We start from the raw sequence: 15,499 nt of genomic DNA on the forward strand, positions 1-15,499 counted from the left end.
GGCTCGGACCGGACGAATGGCTGATCATCGACGAGGCCGGCAACGATCCGCTCGCCGACTGCGCCAAGGTGACGGTGCTGCATTCGGCGGTCGGCATCTCGCATCGCAATGTCGGGATTTCGGTTGCCGGACCCGCGGCCGCCGTGACGGTCAATTCGGGCTGTCCGCAGGACCTGTCGCTCGAGGCTTTCCCGGTCGGAGCGGCCTCGCGCACCATCCTCGGCAAATCCGAGATCGTGCTGTTGCGCAGCGCGGCCGATGCGTTCCGGGTGGAATGCTGGCGTTCCTTCTCGGACTATGTCTTTACTCTGCTGTCGGAAGCGGCGAGCGACGCGGCGAACTGATCTCCACACTGCGCCGTCGCAAAGCCGCGCGCCAGGAACCATCGCCGGCCCTGTCCGTTTCCGCAGCTTGCGAGGGAGATTGCCGATGCCGTCCAGAACCGCGCCGAAGTCGCCCAAGAAGACAGCGGCAGTCCGTTCGCTGGAGCACGAAAGGCATCGCGAGGTCGAGGAAGAGGAACTCGAGGAAGGCCTCGAGGACACGTTTCCGGCCAGCGATCCGGTGTCGATCACCAGCAGCGCCATCCCCGGCTCGCCGGCGAAACCGGGCAAGGCCAAGACCGTGGCGGGAACGAAACAGCGCAAGAAATAGGTTTTGGGCAGGCCTCAAGGCGACAAAGCTGGAACGAAAAAGGGCGGCCAAGTGCCGCCCGTTTTCGTTGATTGTGCCGATAGCTGTTACAGGCCGGGCACGAACCACGGGCTGACGTCTATGCCGAGGCGTGGGCTCTTGGTCTGGGTCTTGGAGGCGTCCGCCTTCTCGACCGAGCCGGTCGCGGTGCAATCAAGATCCACATTGGCGTTGGTTTGGACGCAGGCGGCCGGGGCATGCTTGACCGGCTGGTTCGTGCCGGCAAAAGCGGCGCCCGAGAAAGCCAGCACGGCGGCGAGGGTGAGGATTGTCTTCTTCATTTTCCGTCTCCAGTCATCTCTTTTCGTACATGTACGATGCAACGTACAAATACGGCCACCGGAAACGGAATTCAAGAGAAAATCTGTACGTGTACGACAAATTTTTTGAACGTAGGAACGCGCCGCCGCGAATCAAGCCGACGGTGGCGCGAGAACGGCGAACCGCTCTAGCCGTTGTTTCACGCAATTCCGGACGGAAAACCGCTCACACTTTTCCTGGAATTACTCCAGGGGATCAGCAGTCGACCGGGGTTTCGGTGAGCGGCGGGATGTCCTGCTCGGACAGCGAGGCCATCATGAAGTTGCACATGCGCTTCACGTAAGCCTCGGGGTCGCCGAAAGGATAGAAGGGAAAGGTGATCAGCAGCGAAATCGTGCCGTGGCCGACCGTCCATAGCATGGTCGCGATGGCGCGCGGATCGCCCTTGAGCCTGCCGGCGGCGACGCAGGCCTCGACCCTGCTGATCAGCACCTTCATGGCCGGATTGCTCTCTTCCATGTCCTCATAGCTGCGGCCTTCCGGCAGCCGCGTTTTCTCGGTCATGAAGACGGTGCGGTACTCATTGGGATTGCCAAGCCCGAAGGCGGCATATTCGGTCATCACCGCCTTGAGCGCCTCGACCGGGTCGTCGGCGGGATGCTCCTCGATGCGCCGCGCGAGCGTCTCGAAGGCGTCTTCGGCCAGCGCGAAGAGGATGTCCTGCTTGTCGGCGAAATAGGAATAAACCGACATCGGCGCGTAGCCAACCCGCTTGGCCAGCTTGCGGATGGTGAGGCCCTCGTAGCCCTCTTCCTGCACCAGCTTGTGAGCCGCCGCGACCAGTTCGGAGCGAAGCTCTGCCTTCTGTTTTTCGCGGCGTTTCTGAACGCTCAGCGTCAATGTCCGCTGCCTTTGTCGTTGGTTGCCTGACGAAATTATATACGCTGTACGGAAACGGACAAGAGAGCGTTCCGGTTCCGCAACGTCCGCTCAAACTCTTCGGTTAACGCGGGTTGCGGGTGCAAGCCGCTCCCGGCATGCTCAGATCGCGCCAATGCCGCCGTCGAGCGCCAGCGCATGGCCGGTCATGAACGAATTGGCGGGGTCGGCGAGGAACAGGATGCCGGTCGTGATCTCGTCGACCTCGCCGACACGCTTCATCGGCACGCCGCGCGTGAGCTCGGCAAGCGCTTCGGCTTCGGGCGCTCCTGTGTGACGCACGAAGCCATCGACCATTGCCGTGCGGGTGTGGGCCGGGCAGACCGCGTTGATGCGTATCCCCTTGCTGGCATATTCCACGGCCGCCGAGCGCGTCAGTCCAACCACGCCATGCTTGGCGGCGGCATAGACCGACAGCTTCGGCGCGCCGGAAAGGCCGGCGACCGAGGCGATGTTGACGATGATGCCGCCCTTGCCGCTTTCCTTGAATTGCCGCTCCATGCGCGGGATCTGGTGCTTCATGGCGTAGAAGACGCCGAGCAGGTCGACTTCCACCACCCGGCGCGCCTCTTCAGAGCTTACCTGCGGCAGGCGCACGAAGCTGTGCACGATGCCGGCATTGTTGACGGCGATGTCGAGCCGGCCGAATTTCTCGACGGCCAGTTGCACCAGATCCTCCGAAAGCTTTTCGTCGGCAATGTTGCCGGCAAGGTGGACTGTCTCGGCGTCCAGCGTTGCGGCGAAACTGCCGAGCGCAGCCTTATCGAGATCGGAGAGCACCAGCCGCGCGCCTTCGGCGGCGAAGGCCTTTGCCGCGCCGCTGCCGAGACCACCGGTCGCGCCGGTGATCAGCACCGTCATCCCATCGAAACGGCCCATCGCTCAGCTTTCCTTTCTTCAGTTCTTCCTGCCGATCAGCTCCGCAGCGCGTATCGCGATCAGCTTCACCGCCTGGCCGTAGGTCTTCGCCTTTTCCGGATTGGAAGCATTGCCGTCTAGCGCGCGGCGATAGACGCCCTGGCAGATCGCCGCCAGCCGGAAAAAGGCAAAGGCCAGGAAAAAGGGCCAGTTGTCGATCGCCTCGATGCCGCGCCTGCGGCAGTAAGCGGCGACATAGGCTTCCTCGGAAGGCAGGCCGGCAGCGGCGCGGTCGACACCGCCCAGACCGCGAAAGCCCGAGGCATGCGGCAGACGCCATTGCATGCATTGATAGGCGAGGTCAGCGAAGGGATGACCGAGCGTCGACAGTTCCCAGTCGAGCACAGCGATGACTTTCGGCGCGCCCGGGGCGAACATCATATTGTCCAGCCGGTAGTCGCCATGGACAAGCGAAACGCGGCCATCATCGGCCGGAATATGCGTTTCGAGCCACGCAATCAGCCCGTCGATATCGGTTATGTTTTCGGTTTCGGAGGCGCGGTACTGGCCGGTCCAGCGCGCGAGCTGGCGCTCGAAATAGCTGCCGGGCTTGCCGAAGTCGCCAAGGCCGACGGCGTCGACATCGACATCGTGCAGGGCGGCAAGCGTCGCGTTCATCGCGTCGTAGATCGCGGCGCGCTCCTCATTGCCGGAAACGTCCGGCAGCGACGGATCCCAGAAGATGCGGCCGTCGAGATATTCCATGACATAGAACATGCGGCCGATCGGCGATTCTTCACCCGACAGATGCAGCATGCGCGGCACCGGCACTGCGGTGCCGGCAAGCGCCCGCATGACCCGGAATTCCCGGTCGACCTGATGCGCGGATTTCAGCAATTGTCCCGGCGGCTTGGCGCGAAGCACATAGCGGCCGCTGGCGGCTGTCAAAAGATAGGTCGGATTGGACTGCCCGGACTTGAATTTTTCAATACCGGCAAGGCCGGCGAAGCCCGGAATACGCGCTTCGAGATAGGGCGCAAGCGCCGCTTGGTCTATGGCACCGGCCTCGCCGCTCATGCGTTCTCGGGCTGGCGTTCGATCAGCGTCAAAGTCAGCCAGCGGGCCGTCAGCGCCGGCTTCTTCGAACCCTCGATCTCGATGGTCACGTCATGCGCCGTCTGCACCCAGCCAGAGGGCCTGACCTTGACGTCGGCAAGCACGAAATGGGTGCGGATGCGCGAGCCGGTCTTCACCGGCGCCAGGAAGCGCAGCGTATCGAAACCATGGTTGACGCCCATCTTGCCATTTTCCAGCGGCGGCATGGTCTCGAAGGTCATGGCCGACAAAAGCGACAGCGACAGGAAACCATGCGCGATGGTGCCGCCGAACGGCGTCTCGCGCTGGGCGCGCTCCGGATCGCAATGGATGAACTGGTGGTCGTCGGTCGCATCGGCGAACTGGTCGATCATGCGCTGCGTCACCGTTCGCCAGGGCGAGACGCCGACCTCCTTGCCGACGCTTGCCAGAAGCGTATCGAGACTGATCGGTTCCACGCTGATGTCCTCCGCACCCCCGCCCGGATTACGATTCCCAGAACCGGACGCCTTATTCCTTGAACCCCGCCCGGATTCCCTGAATCGGGCGTCTTATTCCTTGAATAACGTCATTCCATGCTGCACCGACTGGCCGCCGTCGATGGGCAGGATGGCGCCGGTTACATAGCTCCCGGCACGGCTGCACAAATAAAGCGTTGCGCCGGCAATGTCATCCGCCACGCCGATGCGGCCGAGCGGAACATGGTTACCAACATGTTTCGACTGCTCCTCGGTCGCGGTGGCGAAGGCCGTCATGCGGCTCTGGAAAGGACCCGGCGCAAAGGCGTTGACAGTGATGCGGCGGGCGGCGAACTCGATCGCCAGCGTGCGCGTCAAATGATGCACCGCCGCTTTCGAGGCCGCGTAGGAATAGGCGTCGTCGGCCAGCGGCTGGGTGCCCATCACCGAGCCGAGATTGATGACGCGGGCAGGATCCTGGTCGCTCGCGGCGGCGTCGAGCAACGGCAAAAGCTCCCGCGTCAGGTGGAAGACGGCGGTGACGTTGACGCCGAACACCTTGGCCCAGGCGTGGTAGGGGAAATCCTGCAGCGGCGCGCCCCAGGAAATGCCGGCATTGTTGACCAGGATATGCAGGCGCTGCGTGCGCGCCTTGGCCTCGGCGACGAGCGCCGCGATGCCTGCTTCGCTGGACACGTCGCCGGCAAAGCCGTCGGCATGGCCGGAGCCGCCGAGCGCGTTCAATTCGTTGGCGACCTTGATGCAGTCCTCGCCCTTGCGCGAGGCAATCATCACATGGGCGCCGGCGCGGACCAAACCGGTCGCCACCATGCGGCCGATGCCGGTCGCTGCGCCCGTCACCAGCGCGGTCTTGCCGGCGACCGAGAACAGCTTGTCCAGATAGCTCATTGCATTCCTCCGCACACCTCTGCCAAACGGCGAGGGACTCGCGTTGACAAGGCTAGCCGAAGTACGGTCATCCTTGCCACGGGTAAAGATTTATCTTCGGAAAGGCTGGAAGCGATGGCGGACATGAATCTCGGCATGACCGAGCGGCTGAAGCCGATCCACCAGGGTGTGGCGGCCATGGTGCGCGACGAGATCGCGCCGCTTGGCGAAGAATTTCTCGCCGAAGTCGGCAAGGGGGGCGACCGCTGGTCCTACACGGCCAGGCAGACCGAAATCCTGGAAGGCTTGAAGAAGACGGCGCGGGAGCGCGGCTTGTGGAACTTCTGGCTGACCGATTCCAGGCGCGGCTACGGCCTTTCCACCGTCGAATACGCCTATCTGGCGGAGGAGATGGGCAAGACCCATCTCGGCGCCGAGACCTTCAACTGCTCGGCGCCCGACACCGGCAATATGGAGGTGCTGGAGCGCTACGGCTCGGAAGCGCACAAGCGGGACTGGCTGGAACCGCTGCTCGAGGGGAAAATCCGCTCGGCCTATCTGATGACCGAGCCGGACGTCGCCTCCTCGGACGCCACGAATATTTCGATGCGCTGCGAGCGGCAGGGCGGCGATTATGTGCTGAACGGCGAGAAATGGTGGGCGTCGGGCGCTGGCGATCCGCGCTGCGCCATCTATATCGTCATGGTGAGGACCGGATCGGACGAGGAGCCGCAGCATCGCCGGCATTCGATGATCCTGGTGCCCTCCGACAGCAAGGGCATCACCAGGCTGCGGCCCATGCAGGTCTATGGCGACGACGACGCGCCGCACGGCCATATGCATCTGAGATTCGAGAATGTGCGGGTGCCGGCGGCGAACCTGATCCTCGGCGAGGGCAGGGGTTTCGAGATCGCGCAGGGGCGGCTGGGGCCTGGCCGCATCCATCACTGCATGCGCGCCATCGGCCAGGCCGAGATGGCGCTGGAGATGCTGTGCCAGCGCTCGGTGCGGCGCGAGGCCTTCGGCCAGTCGCTGGCAAAGCTCGGCGCCAATTTCGACATCATCGCCGAATGCCGGATGGAGATCGAGATGGCGCGGCTCTTGTGCCTGAAGGCCGCCTGGATGATCGACCAAGGCGATGCGCGCGCCGCCGCGCCCTGGATCAGCCAGATCAAGGTGGTGGCGCCCCGCGTCGCGCTGAAGGTCACCGACGAGGCGGTGCAGATGTTCGGCGCGCAAGGCATCAGCCAGGACACGCCGCTCGCCCGCTCCTGGACGCATCTGAGGACATTGCGGCTGGCTGACGGGCCGGACGCCGTGCACCGGCGCCAGGTGGCGCGCACGGAACTGAGGAAATACACGCAGGAGAAGGTCTGACAGCCATGGCGCTTCCATCCGAAATGCGGGGCTTGCTGCTCGTCGGCCACGGTTACACCAGGACGCCTTCGGCGGCCGCGCTGGAGGCGATGGAGCCTTACCTCCGGCCCGGCAGCATCGCGGTGCCGGAGCCGGGGCCGACACAGGCGCTGATCAAGGTCAGCCTCGCCTCGATCAACCCGTCCGACATCGCCTTCATCAAGGGCCAGTACGGCCAGCCGCGGGTCAAGGGCCGTCCGGCCGGCTTCGAAGGCGTCGGCGTTGTCGTCGCCACTGGCGACGACGCCTATGCCCGGAGCCTGGCGGGAAAGCGCGTTGGCTTCGCCACCGGCGTGTCGAACTGGGGCGCATGGGCGGATTATGCGGTTGCCGAGGCGGCGTCCTGCATCCCGCTCATCGACACGGTGCGCGACGAGGACGGCGCCGCGATGATCGTCAATCCTCTGACCGCCTTGGCTATGTTCGACATCGTCAAGCAAGAGGGCGAAAAAGCCTTCGTCATGACCGCGGGCGCCAGCCAGCTCTGCAAGCTGATCATCGGGCTGGCGAAGGAGGCAGGTTTCCGGCCGATCGTCACCGTGCGCCGGGACGAGCAGATCCCGCTTTTGAAGGAGCTCGGCGCCGCCCATGTGCTCAACGAGAAGGCGGCGGATTTCGAGGCGACGTTGCGCGAGGTGATGAAGGCCGAGCAACCGCGCATCTTCCTCGACGCGGTGACCGGCCCGCTGGCTTCGACCATCTTCAACGCCATGCCGAAACGCGCCCGCTGGATCGTCTATGGAAGGCTCGACGCCGAGCCGACGGTGATCCGCGAGCCCGGCCAGTTGATCTTCCAGCACAAGCGTGTCGAAGGTTTCTGGCTGGCGGAATGGATGCGGCAGTTCCGCGACAGGCTGGGTCCGGCGGTGCTGGAGGCGCAGAAGCGCTTTTCCGACGGACGCTGGTCGACCGACGTCACGGCGGTCGTGCCGCTGGGTGAGGCGATGGCGCGATTGCCGGCCGAGCTCGCCAAGCCCAATGGAAAGGTGTTCATCAAGCCGTGAAGCAATCCGGCGCCGATCGCGGCCGGTGGGATCGGAGCCGATGCCTTCGAACACAAAGCCGTGATCGGTGAGAGGGCGGCGGAAAAATGTCGTTGTTCCAACGTCCTTTGCGTCGCGCCGGTAACAGTCACGCTTGGATGTTCTATTTCATTTCGTTGTGATATCTCGCCGGCGGTGAAGGCCGGGCGGCGATGGGAAAGCCGCCCTGGTCGGAGCGCGGGGTGTGCTATGACGGTAACCAAGCCGGTTTTCGACCGTTTGGGGTTTTGGCTTTGGGTCGGGGCGTTTGTGATTGTGCTTGGCCTGGCGCTGTGGTCGCCCAATGCGCGTTCGGTGGTCCATATCTATAGACATGGCAGCGAAGCTTTCCTGGACCGCCAACCGCTGTACCAGGTCGAAGTCGCCATGGGCTATCTGTACGCTCCCGCCTTCGCCGTCCTCTATGTTCCCCTGCTGAAGCTCGGGCCGCATCTGGGCAATATTTTGTGGCACATGCTCGGCTTTTCGGTGCTGACCTTTGCCGCGATGCGTCAGGTGCGCAGGCTCGGCGGCCAGGAGCAGACATGGCTGCTGTCCTTCGGTCTTTTCCTTGCCCTGCCGGTGGCGCTGGCAGCGCTTCGCAACGGTCAGGCAACGATCTTGCTCGCCGGGGCGTGCTGGTTGCTGACGCTGTCGACACTCGAGGGGCGCCGGGCCGAAAGCTTCTTCTGGGCCACGCTTGCGATCATCGCCAAGCCGACCGCGATCATCATGCTGCTTCTGGCGGGGGCGCTGCGTCCCAGGCTGATACCGGCGCTGGTGCTGGCGGTCGTTGTCGCTTTGGCCATCCCTTATGGCTTTGCGCCGACCGACTACATCAACGCGCAGTACCATGATTTCTTCCTGCTGCTGACGTCGATGACCGTCGACCCAACCGGCCCCTTCGTTCCGGCCGACTTCACGGCGCCTTTCACGCGGTTCGGGATGCCGATCCCTGAGTCCGTGGCGACGATCGTGCGCGTCGTCGCTGGTCTGCTCACACTTTGGCTGGTGCTCCAGTTCGACCGCAGGCTGGACTCCAACATCAGCGGGCTGGCTATCTTCCTCGCCGCGGCATTCTACATGTGCGTCTTCAATCCGCGGGTCGAGCAGAACACCTATGCCATGGTCGCGGTGCCTGCCGGTCTCTCCATCGCCCTTTTGTGGCGGGAGAAGGGAGCCGGGACCATGTGCTGGTTTTTGGCAATGCTCCTCTTCGTCACCGGACTGACCAGTGTCGATCTGCGACTGCACGATCTTTTCCACCTGTGGTTCCGACCGATCAGCATCAGCATAATTGCCTCGATGCTCATCGGCTGGTTCTGGACGCAAGACAGACGGAAGGTGCCTGCCGCCGGAGCCGTCGCGCATGGCTGAGATGCTCGACATCATCGCGCCGTTCTTCAACGAGACCGAATCCGCGATCGCCTTCGTCGGGTTGCTCGACAGGCTGGAAGTGGCCGTGGCGGAGCGTTTCGGCATGACGGTCCGCAAGATACTCGTCGACGACGGCAGCCGCGACGGCAGCGCCGAGACGTTCGCGGCCGCGCTCTCCGGCTCCTGGGAGATCGTGCGGCTCAGCCGCAATTTCGGCAAGGAAGCGGCGGTGCTCGCCGGCCTTGACCATTCCCGCGGCGACATGGTCCTGATCATGGACTCCGATCTCCAGCATTCCATGGACATCAGTCTGAAAATGATCGGCGAACTGGTCGAGCATCGGGAGATCGATGTCGTCTACGCGCAGAACGACCGGCGCGAGGGAAGCTGGCGGCGCAGCCAGTTGGCGCGGCTGTTCTACAGGCTGATCAACAGCAGCCAGCGTTTCGATATTCCCGAGAATGCCGGAGATTTCCGCGTCATGCGCGGTGCGGTGGCGCGCGCCTTGACCAGCGTGCGGGACAAGCGGCGTTTCAACAAGGGCCTGTTCGCCTGGGCCGGCTTCCGCCAGAAGGCGGTGCTGTACTCGCCGGAAAACCGCGCCGGCGGCACGTCGAAATGGACCAGGTTCAACCTGATCGCATTCTCGCTGGAAGGGTTCACTTCGTTTTCCGTGATCCCGCTGCGCGTCATCAGCCTCATCGGATTGCTGGCGGCGTTTGCCGGTCTGGCCTATGGCGTGAAGGTGCTCTTCGAGGTGCTGTTTTACGGCATCGCCGTGCCCGGCTACCCCAGCATCATGGTCGCCGTCGTGCTTTTGGGCGGCCTCAACCTGGCGCTGCTCGGCCTGATCGGCGAGTATGTCTGGGTCACGCTCAGCGAAAGCAAGGACCGGCCCGTCTACATCGTGCGCGACGTGCTGCACGGCAATGCCGCAGAGCAGGTCGCGCACGACAAATGACCAGGTCGATCCGACTGATCGCCGACGATTACGGCCTGGCGCCGGGGGTATCGAGCGCGATCCTCGACCTCATCGAGCGTGGCCGCCTGACCGGAACCGGATGCATGACCGGTTTTCCCGAATGGGACGAGGCGGCGGCGCGCATCAGGCCGTTCCGCCAACAGGCCGCTATCGGGCTGCACCTGACCCTCACCGACCAGATCGCCGTGACCGGTGCGTCCAGCCTGGCGCCGGAAGGCAAGTTGCCCGGGCTCGCCTCGCTTGCCCTGCCGATGCGGCGCGGGCGCATCGACGAGCAGGACGTCCATGCCGAGCTCGACGCGCAATACAGCCGCTTCGTCGAAGCGCTGGGCGGCCCGCCTGACTATATCGACGGACACCAGCATGTGCATTTTCTTCCAGCGGCACGCCGTTGGTTGCTCGCCCGTTTTGAGCGAAGCGCGCACAAGCCGGCGCTACGAGGCGCGCCCGGGCTCGCCGGCCTGGATGCCAAGATCGCGGCGATCGCCGCTCTGGCCGCCGGTTTCAACAGGTCGATGCAACGGGCCGGTTTCAGCGTGATGACGCCGCTTTCCGGGATCTATGACTGGCGCCAGCCGGAGAAATTCGCCCCAACGCTGCGCGCCGCAGTCGATACTTTGCCCGAACAAGCCGTGTTCATGTGCCATCCGGGCCACGTCGATGACATTTTGCGCGGGCGCGACCCGATGCAGGGCGTGCGCGAAGTCGAATTCGGCTTCCTGGCCTCCGGCGATTTCGGCGCCAGCCTCGACAAGGCCGGAGCCCGCGTCATGGACGGCCGTGCATGAGCAGCGCCGGCCAGCCGCAGCGTTCGACCGGCAACAAGATAGTCCGTTTCGCCCTGGTCGGGCTGGTCAATACCGGCATCGACCTCGTCGCTTTTTTCCTGCTGCTCAAGCTCGCGGTACCGGCTTTGGCCGCCAATATCGGCGCGTGGTTCGCCGCGGTTCTCTTCTCCTTCGTGGCGAATGGCTTCTGGTCGTTCGAACGGGACCCGGATATCCGGCTGCACCGCTCCTTCCTGCGCTTCGTCTCGCTGGGCGCGCTGATTTCGCTTGGCGTTTCCAGTCTTTCAATCGCCGTCCTGGCCGGGACCATCGGCGTGTGGCCGGCAAAGATCATCGGCGTCGTGGTGGCCGCCGTGCTGAATTTCCTGGCGGCGCGCTGGTCGATCGAGGGCCGTTTGTTGAAGTAATCTACTCGGCCGGCTCCGCGTCGATATAGACCGCTTCCTCGAGCTCGCGCTTCAGCCGGGCTTCCTCATGCGCCTTGGGCGTGACGAAGCGGCCAAGCAGCAGATAGGCGACCGGGGTCAAGAACAAGGTCGAGACGGTGGCCAGCCCCAGGCCGCCGACGATGACCCAGCCCAGCGCCACGCGCGCCTCGGCGCCTGCGCCGGCGGCCAGCACCAGCGGCACGCCGCCGAGCACGGTGCAGATCATGGTCATCATAACCGGGCGCAGGCGAATGGTCGACGCCTGTTCGATCGCTTCGCGCACGCCCAGCCCACGGTCGCGCAGTTGGTTGGCGAACTCGACGATCAGGATGCCGTTCTTGGCCATGACGCCGACCAGGAGCACCAGGCCGATCTGGCTGTAGGCGTTGAGGCTGGTGCCCGACAGAAGCAGCGCGAAGATGGCGCAGGCAAGCCCCAGCGGCACCGTCGCCATGATGATGACGGCGCTGACGAAGCTCTCGAACTGGGCCGCCAGCACCAGGAGGATGATGATCAGCGCAAAGCTGAAGACGGCGATCATGGCGTTGTTGCTCTCGCCGAGCGTGGCGGCTTCGGCGAGCGGCAGGATGCGCGCGCCCGGCGGCAGCAGCGGCGTCGCGATCGCCTCGGCCCTGGTCAGCGCCTCGCCGAGCGCGAAGCCGCTGCCGAGGTTGGCGGTGATCGCGACCGAGGGCTGCTGCTGCTCGCGCGTCAGCGACGGCGGTACGGCGCGTTCGGTCAACGTGGCGATGGTCGACATCGGCACGAAGCGACTGTCGGAAGTCTTCAGGAAGATGTTTTCGAGATCCGTCGGATCGTTGATCGGGTTGGTGGTCGAGACCAGCTTCACGCCATAGCTGCGGTCGGCGATGTAGACGTCGACGACATCGTTGCCGTCGAGCATGGCCTGCAGCGTGTCGGCGAGCCCGGTGATGTCGATGCCGAGATCGGAGGCGCGCTCGCGGTCGATGGCCACCGCCAACTGCGGCTGCGTCGGATCGACGGAAAGCCGCGGCGTCTGGAAGCGCGGGTCCTGACGCATCTCGTCGACGACCTTCACCGCCGCTTCGCTCAGCGCCTTGCGGTCGTTGCCGACCAGCGCGAATTGCAGGCCGTTGCCGGCGCCGCGAATGCCGAGGCTGTTCGGCTGCACCGGGAAGACGCGCACGCTCGGCACCTGCTTCGTCAGGCGGCTGATGTCGGCCATGATCTCCTGCTGGCTGCGGCTGCGCTCGTCCCAGGGCGCCAGCGTCATCACCATGAAGCCCGAATTGTAGGAGCCGTTGTTGCCGGCGTTCTCGAAGGTCGAGCGGATCTCGCCGGAATCGCGCAGCGGCTGGATCAGTCGCTCGATCTTGCGCATCTGCTCGGTCGTGTAGTCGAGGCTGACGCCTTGCGGCGCGTTGATGCGCAACAGCACCACGGCGCGGTCTTCCGTGGGTGTCAGTTCCTGGCGGATGGTGCCGAACAGGGTGAAGGCGGTACCGGCGAAAATCAGCGCGACCAGCACCACGATCCACGGCGCGTCGAGGCAAAGACGCAGGCAGCGCTTGTAGAGCCCGTGCAAGGCGCCGCCGATGCCGGTGCCGCCTTCATGGTGAAGCGACGCGGTGGTCAGCATGCGCGAGGCAAGCATCGGGCAGAGCGTCAGCGCGACCACGCAGGAGAGCAGCACCGACATCGCCAGCACGAAGCCGAATTCGCGGAACAGGCCGCCGGTCTGTCCCGGTAGGAAGGAGATCGGCACGAAGACGGCGACCAGCGTCAGCGTGGTGGCGACGACGGCGAAGAACACTTCCTGGGTGCCGAGCACCGCCGCGGCGCGCGGCCCCATGCCTTCGTTGCGGCGGCGCACGATGTTTTCCAGCACGACGATGGCGTCGTCGACGACAAGGCCTGTCGCCAGCACCAGCGCCAGCAGGGTCAGGATGTTGACGGAGAAGCCGGCGAGATAGATGGCCGCGATGGTGCCGATCATGGCCACGGGCATCGATAGGCCGGGGATCAGCGTCGCGCGCCAGTCGAGCAGGAAGGCGTAGATGACGATGAGCACGATCGAGACCGACAGCGCCAGCGCGATCTCGACCTCGTGCACGGCGCCGTCGACGAAGACGGCATCGTCGCTGGTCACCTTGATGGCCATGCCCGCGGGCAGCGTCTCCTGAAGTTTCGAGACGGCGGCCCTCACGCCGGTCGAGATGTCGAGCGTGTTCGATTCCGCCTGGCGGATGATGCCCAGCCCAATGCCGGTCTTGCTGTCGGAGCGCAAAGAGGTCTGGCCGATATCGGGGCCGAGCGTCACGGTGGCGACGTCGCGGATACGAGTGGCGCCGCCGATGACGATGTTCTCGAACTCCTCCGGCGTGGTCACGTCGGCGGTCGTGCGCACGATGAGGTCCTGGTTCGTCGTGGTGATCGAGCCGGCCGGGGAATCGAAGGCGACCGAGGCAAGCGCCTTTCTCAGGTCGGCGACGGTGAAGCCCTGGCTCGCCAGCTTGTTCTGGTCGACGTCGATGCGGAAGATCTTGTCGCGGTCGCCGGAGACCTGGACGTCGGCGACGCCGGGAACCGCGGCGAGCTCGTCCTCGATGCGGTCCTGGACCAGCACAGTCATGTCCTGGACCGACATGGTGTCGGAAGTGACCGCCAGCCGCATCACCGGGTCGGAGTTCGCGTCGGCCTTGACGATACGCGGTGCGTCGGCGGTTTCGGGAAGCTGGTTGGTGATGCGGCTGACGGTATCGCGCACGTCGGAGGCGGCGACGTTGAGGTCGACGCCGTCATTGAACTCGATGGTGACGCGGCTCTGGCCGAAGGAGGAGGTGGACGAAATCGACTTGACGCCGGAGACGCGCGCGACGGCGCCTTCGATCGCGTCCGTCAGCTCGCGGTCGACGGTTTCGGCGGCCGCGCCCTCAAAGGTGGTGTTGACGGTGATGACGGGCCGGTCGACATCCGGCAATTCGCGGATCTCGACGCCCCAGAAGGCGGCAAGTCCGGCAACCGCGATCAGCGTGTTGAGCACGAAGGCCATGACCGGCCTGCGGATGAAAAGCGCGGTCAGGCCCGATCCCGAGGCGGCGTCGCCGGCGCTCATGAGCCTTCGGCCTCGGCGGCGCGATCCTGGCCGGCGATGCGGACATCGCCGCCTTCGCTGACGCTCTGCGTGCCTTCAGTCACCACCATGTCGCCGCTCACGACCGGCGCATCGATCAGCACCGTCTCGGTGTTGCGCTGGATGATGCGCACCGGAACACGCTTGGCCTTGCCGTTGGCGACGGCCCAGACATAGGCGCCGTCGGTGCCCCACTGGATGGCGAGCGGGCTGACCGCCGGATAGGTATCGCCGGGGAACCGCATGCCGATCTGGAAGGACATGCCGGCGCGCAGCGAATCGGCGGGGTTGGCGATCGTCGCCTTGACGAGCAGGGTGCGGCTGTTCTCGTCGATGTGGTTGTCGATGGCCGAGACGGTGCCGGTGTAGACCTGGTTGGGGTTGGCCAAGGGCGTGGCCGACAGCTGGGCGCCGACCTTGACGGCGGCGGCGAAGCGTTCCGGCACCCAGAAATCGACCAGGATCGAGGAGCGGTCATCGAGCGTGGCGATCGCCGACTGGCTGGTGACGTAGTTGCCGGCGGCGATCGGCAGGATGCCGACAGTGCCTTCGATCGGCGCCACGACCGAACGGCGCTCGAGCGCGAGCTCGGCGTCGCGCAGCGCCAGCCTGGCGTTGGCGAGCGTCACCTGGGCATCGGCGACGGCAACGGGCGTGGCCGCATTGGACGCCCTGAGCGATTTTACCCGGTCGAGCTTGGACTGCGCATCCTCGATCGCCACCTGGGCGCGGTCGCGCGCGATCACTTCCGTTTCGGAATCGAGCCTGGCGATGACATCGCCCTTTTCGACATGCGTGCCGGACTGGACCAGCAGCTCCGTCAGGCGTCCGGACGAGTATGGGTTGACGGTGACGGTGGCGTTGGCGCGGCCGGTGCCGATCGCCTGCAGCCTGTCGTTGATGGTGGCGGTGCCGGTGGGAGAAGCGACGATGGTCACGACCTGGCCGGCGCGGTTGCGTCCGGACTGGCCGGTGCCGGCGGCGCTTTCCGTCGCGGGGGGTGTCGCGGCGATGACGCCGTCCATTCCCCAGCGCGCCAGTGTCTCCGGCGCGCCGGGATAAAAGCGCGCCCAGGCGGCCACGGCGGCGACCAAAATCACAAGCGCTGCAACAATCTGTTTCCAGCTCGACATCGACACTCCAGCGGCAGGACTCGTCTGCCGGATTCCCAATGGAAGC

At 65.0% G+C, this 15,499-nt stretch carries 16 protein-coding genes; 8 read left to right on the forward strand and 8 right to left on the reverse strand.

Annotated elements, in window-relative coordinates:
- Window positions 1–344, forward strand: a 344-nt coding sequence (locus FJ471_RS19855) for a sarcosine oxidase subunit gamma family protein (RefSeq protein WP_281408539.1), incomplete at its 5' end; no start/stop codon positions are given.
- A gap of 85 nt (window positions 345–429) precedes the next feature.
- Window positions 430–654: a hypothetical protein gene (locus FJ471_RS19860; protein ID WP_140806045.1), complete on the forward strand. Its 225-nt coding sequence runs from the start codon at window positions 430–432 to the stop codon at window positions 652–654.
- Between the two features lie 86 nt (window positions 655–740).
- Here the strand turns inward: FJ471_RS19860 and FJ471_RS19865 are convergent, their stop codons facing one another.
- The 6 genes from FJ471_RS19865 to FJ471_RS19890 form a co-directional block, all read right to left on the reverse strand.
- Entirely contained in the window at window positions 741–974 is a 234-nt protein-coding gene (locus FJ471_RS19865; RefSeq protein WP_140806047.1) for a DUF680 domain-containing protein, read from the reverse strand.
- Between the two features lie 235 nt (window positions 975–1,209).
- Window positions 1,210–1,854 carry a TetR/AcrR family transcriptional regulator gene (locus FJ471_RS19870; RefSeq protein WP_140806049.1) on the reverse strand — a complete coding sequence of 215 codons (645 nt, stop codon included), beginning with the start codon at window positions 1,852–1,854 and terminating at the stop codon, window positions 1,210–1,212.
- A gap of 141 nt (window positions 1,855–1,995) precedes the next feature.
- Window positions 1,996–2,772 carry an SDR family oxidoreductase gene (locus FJ471_RS19875; RefSeq protein ID WP_140806051.1) on the reverse strand — a complete coding sequence of 259 codons (777 nt, stop codon included), beginning with the start codon at window positions 2,770–2,772 and terminating at the stop codon, window positions 1,996–1,998.
- Between the two features lie 18 nt (window positions 2,773–2,790).
- Window positions 2,791–3,828 carry a phosphotransferase family protein gene (locus FJ471_RS19880; RefSeq protein ID WP_140806053.1) on the reverse strand — a complete coding sequence of 346 codons (1,038 nt, stop codon included), beginning with the start codon at window positions 3,826–3,828 and terminating at the stop codon, window positions 2,791–2,793.
- Window positions 3,825–4,310: a MaoC family dehydratase gene (locus tag FJ471_RS19885; protein WP_281408540.1), complete on the reverse strand. Its 486-nt coding sequence runs from the start codon at window positions 4,308–4,310 to the stop codon at window positions 3,825–3,827. Before FJ471_RS19885 ends, FJ471_RS19880 begins: the two co-directional genes overlap by 4 nt.
- An 87-nt stretch (window positions 4,311–4,397) precedes the next feature.
- On the reverse strand, window positions 4,398–5,213 hold the full coding sequence (locus tag FJ471_RS19890; protein WP_140806057.1) for an SDR family oxidoreductase: 816 nt from the start codon (window positions 5,211–5,213) through the stop codon (window positions 4,398–4,400).
- A gap of 114 nt (window positions 5,214–5,327) precedes the next feature.
- On the opposite strand from FJ471_RS19890, the gene FJ471_RS19895 reads away from it, so the two are divergent.
- From FJ471_RS19895 to FJ471_RS19920, 6 genes are read left to right on the forward strand one after another with little or no spacing between them, the layout of a single operon-like run.
- Window positions 5,328–6,569: an acyl-CoA dehydrogenase family protein gene (locus FJ471_RS19895; RefSeq protein ID WP_140806059.1), complete on the forward strand. Its 1,242-nt coding sequence runs from the start codon at window positions 5,328–5,330 to the stop codon at window positions 6,567–6,569.
- Window positions 6,570–6,574: 5 nt separating this feature from the next.
- Window positions 6,575–7,612: a zinc-binding dehydrogenase gene (locus FJ471_RS19900; protein WP_140806061.1), complete on the forward strand. Its 1,038-nt coding sequence runs from the start codon at window positions 6,575–6,577 to the stop codon at window positions 7,610–7,612.
- A gap of 60 nt (window positions 7,613–7,672) precedes the next feature.
- On the forward strand, window positions 7,673–9,007 hold the full coding sequence (locus FJ471_RS19905) for a glycosyltransferase 87 family protein (protein WP_246684771.1): 1,335 nt from the start codon (window positions 7,673–7,675) through the stop codon (window positions 9,005–9,007).
- The gene (locus FJ471_RS19910; protein ID WP_140806063.1) at window positions 9,000–9,968 is read left to right on the forward strand and encodes a glycosyltransferase family 2 protein; all 969 of its coding nucleotides are present in this window, start codon (window positions 9,000–9,002) and stop codon (window positions 9,966–9,968) included. The genes FJ471_RS19905 and FJ471_RS19910 overlap by 8 nt, the downstream gene beginning before the upstream one ends.
- Window positions 9,965–10,777 (forward strand): ChbG/HpnK family deacetylase, encoded by an 813-nt coding sequence (locus FJ471_RS19915; protein WP_140806065.1) that lies wholly within the window; start codon window positions 9,965–9,967, stop codon window positions 10,775–10,777. The genes FJ471_RS19910 and FJ471_RS19915 overlap by 4 nt, the downstream gene beginning before the upstream one ends.
- Window positions 10,774–11,184, forward strand: coding sequence for a GtrA family protein (locus tag FJ471_RS19920; RefSeq protein WP_140806068.1), 411 nt, complete (start codon window positions 10,774–10,776; stop codon window positions 11,182–11,184). Before FJ471_RS19915 ends, FJ471_RS19920 begins: the two co-directional genes overlap by 4 nt.
- Window position 11,185: 1 nt before the next feature.
- Here FJ471_RS19920 and FJ471_RS19925 read toward each other — a convergent pair whose 3' ends face one another.
- Window positions 11,186–14,302 (reverse strand): efflux RND transporter permease subunit, encoded by a 3,117-nt coding sequence (locus tag FJ471_RS19925; protein ID WP_140806070.1) that lies wholly within the window; start codon window positions 14,300–14,302, stop codon window positions 11,186–11,188.
- Window positions 14,299–15,453, reverse strand: coding sequence for an efflux RND transporter periplasmic adaptor subunit (locus tag FJ471_RS19930; RefSeq protein WP_140806072.1), 1,155 nt, complete (start codon window positions 15,451–15,453; stop codon window positions 14,299–14,301). The genes FJ471_RS19925 and FJ471_RS19930 overlap by 4 nt, the downstream gene beginning before the upstream one ends.
- Window positions 15,454–15,499: the final 46 nt, after the last annotated feature.

Origin of the sequence: Mesorhizobium sp. B2-7-1 (assembly GCF_006440735.1) — a bacterium.
In the GTDB taxonomy this organism is placed as follows: domain Bacteria; phylum Pseudomonadota; class Alphaproteobacteria; order Rhizobiales; family Rhizobiaceae; genus Mesorhizobium.

What these genes read in the sequence shown, in the direction of transcription:
- FJ471_RS19930 (WP_140806072.1), bottom strand. Translation starts at nt 15,453, where the DNA reads ATGTCGAGCTGGAAACAGATTGTTGCAGCGCTTGTGATTTTGGTCGCC.
- FJ471_RS19890 (WP_140806057.1), bottom strand. Translation starts at nt 5,213, where the DNA reads ATGAGCTATCTGGACAAGCTGTTCTCGGTCGCCGGCAAGACCGCGCTG.
- FJ471_RS19910 (WP_140806063.1), top strand. Translation starts at nt 9,000, where the DNA reads ATGGCTGAGATGCTCGACATCATCGCGCCGTTCTTCAACGAGACCGAA.
- FJ471_RS19915 (WP_140806065.1), top strand. Translation starts at nt 9,965, where the DNA reads ATGACCAGGTCGATCCGACTGATCGCCGACGATTACGGCCTGGCGCCG.
- FJ471_RS19925 (WP_140806070.1), bottom strand. Translation starts at nt 14,302, where the DNA reads ATGAGCGCCGGCGACGCCGCCTCGGGATCGGGCCTGACCGCGCTTTTC.
- FJ471_RS19875 (WP_140806051.1), bottom strand. Translation starts at nt 2,772, where the DNA reads ATGGGCCGTTTCGATGGGATGACGGTGCTGATCACCGGCGCGACCGGT.
- FJ471_RS19920 (WP_140806068.1), top strand. Translation starts at nt 10,774, where the DNA reads ATGAGCAGCGCCGGCCAGCCGCAGCGTTCGACCGGCAACAAGATAGTC.
- FJ471_RS19880 (WP_140806053.1), bottom strand. Translation starts at nt 3,828, where the DNA reads ATGAGCGGCGAGGCCGGTGCCATAGACCAAGCGGCGCTTGCGCCCTAT.
- FJ471_RS19865 (WP_140806047.1), bottom strand. Translation starts at nt 974, where the DNA reads ATGAAGAAGACAATCCTCACCCTCGCCGCCGTGCTGGCTTTCTCGGGC.
- FJ471_RS19895 (WP_140806059.1), top strand. Translation starts at nt 5,328, where the DNA reads ATGGCGGACATGAATCTCGGCATGACCGAGCGGCTGAAGCCGATCCAC.
- FJ471_RS19860 (WP_140806045.1), top strand. Translation starts at nt 430, where the DNA reads ATGCCGTCCAGAACCGCGCCGAAGTCGCCCAAGAAGACAGCGGCAGTC.
- FJ471_RS19900 (WP_140806061.1), top strand. Translation starts at nt 6,575, where the DNA reads ATGGCGCTTCCATCCGAAATGCGGGGCTTGCTGCTCGTCGGCCACGGT.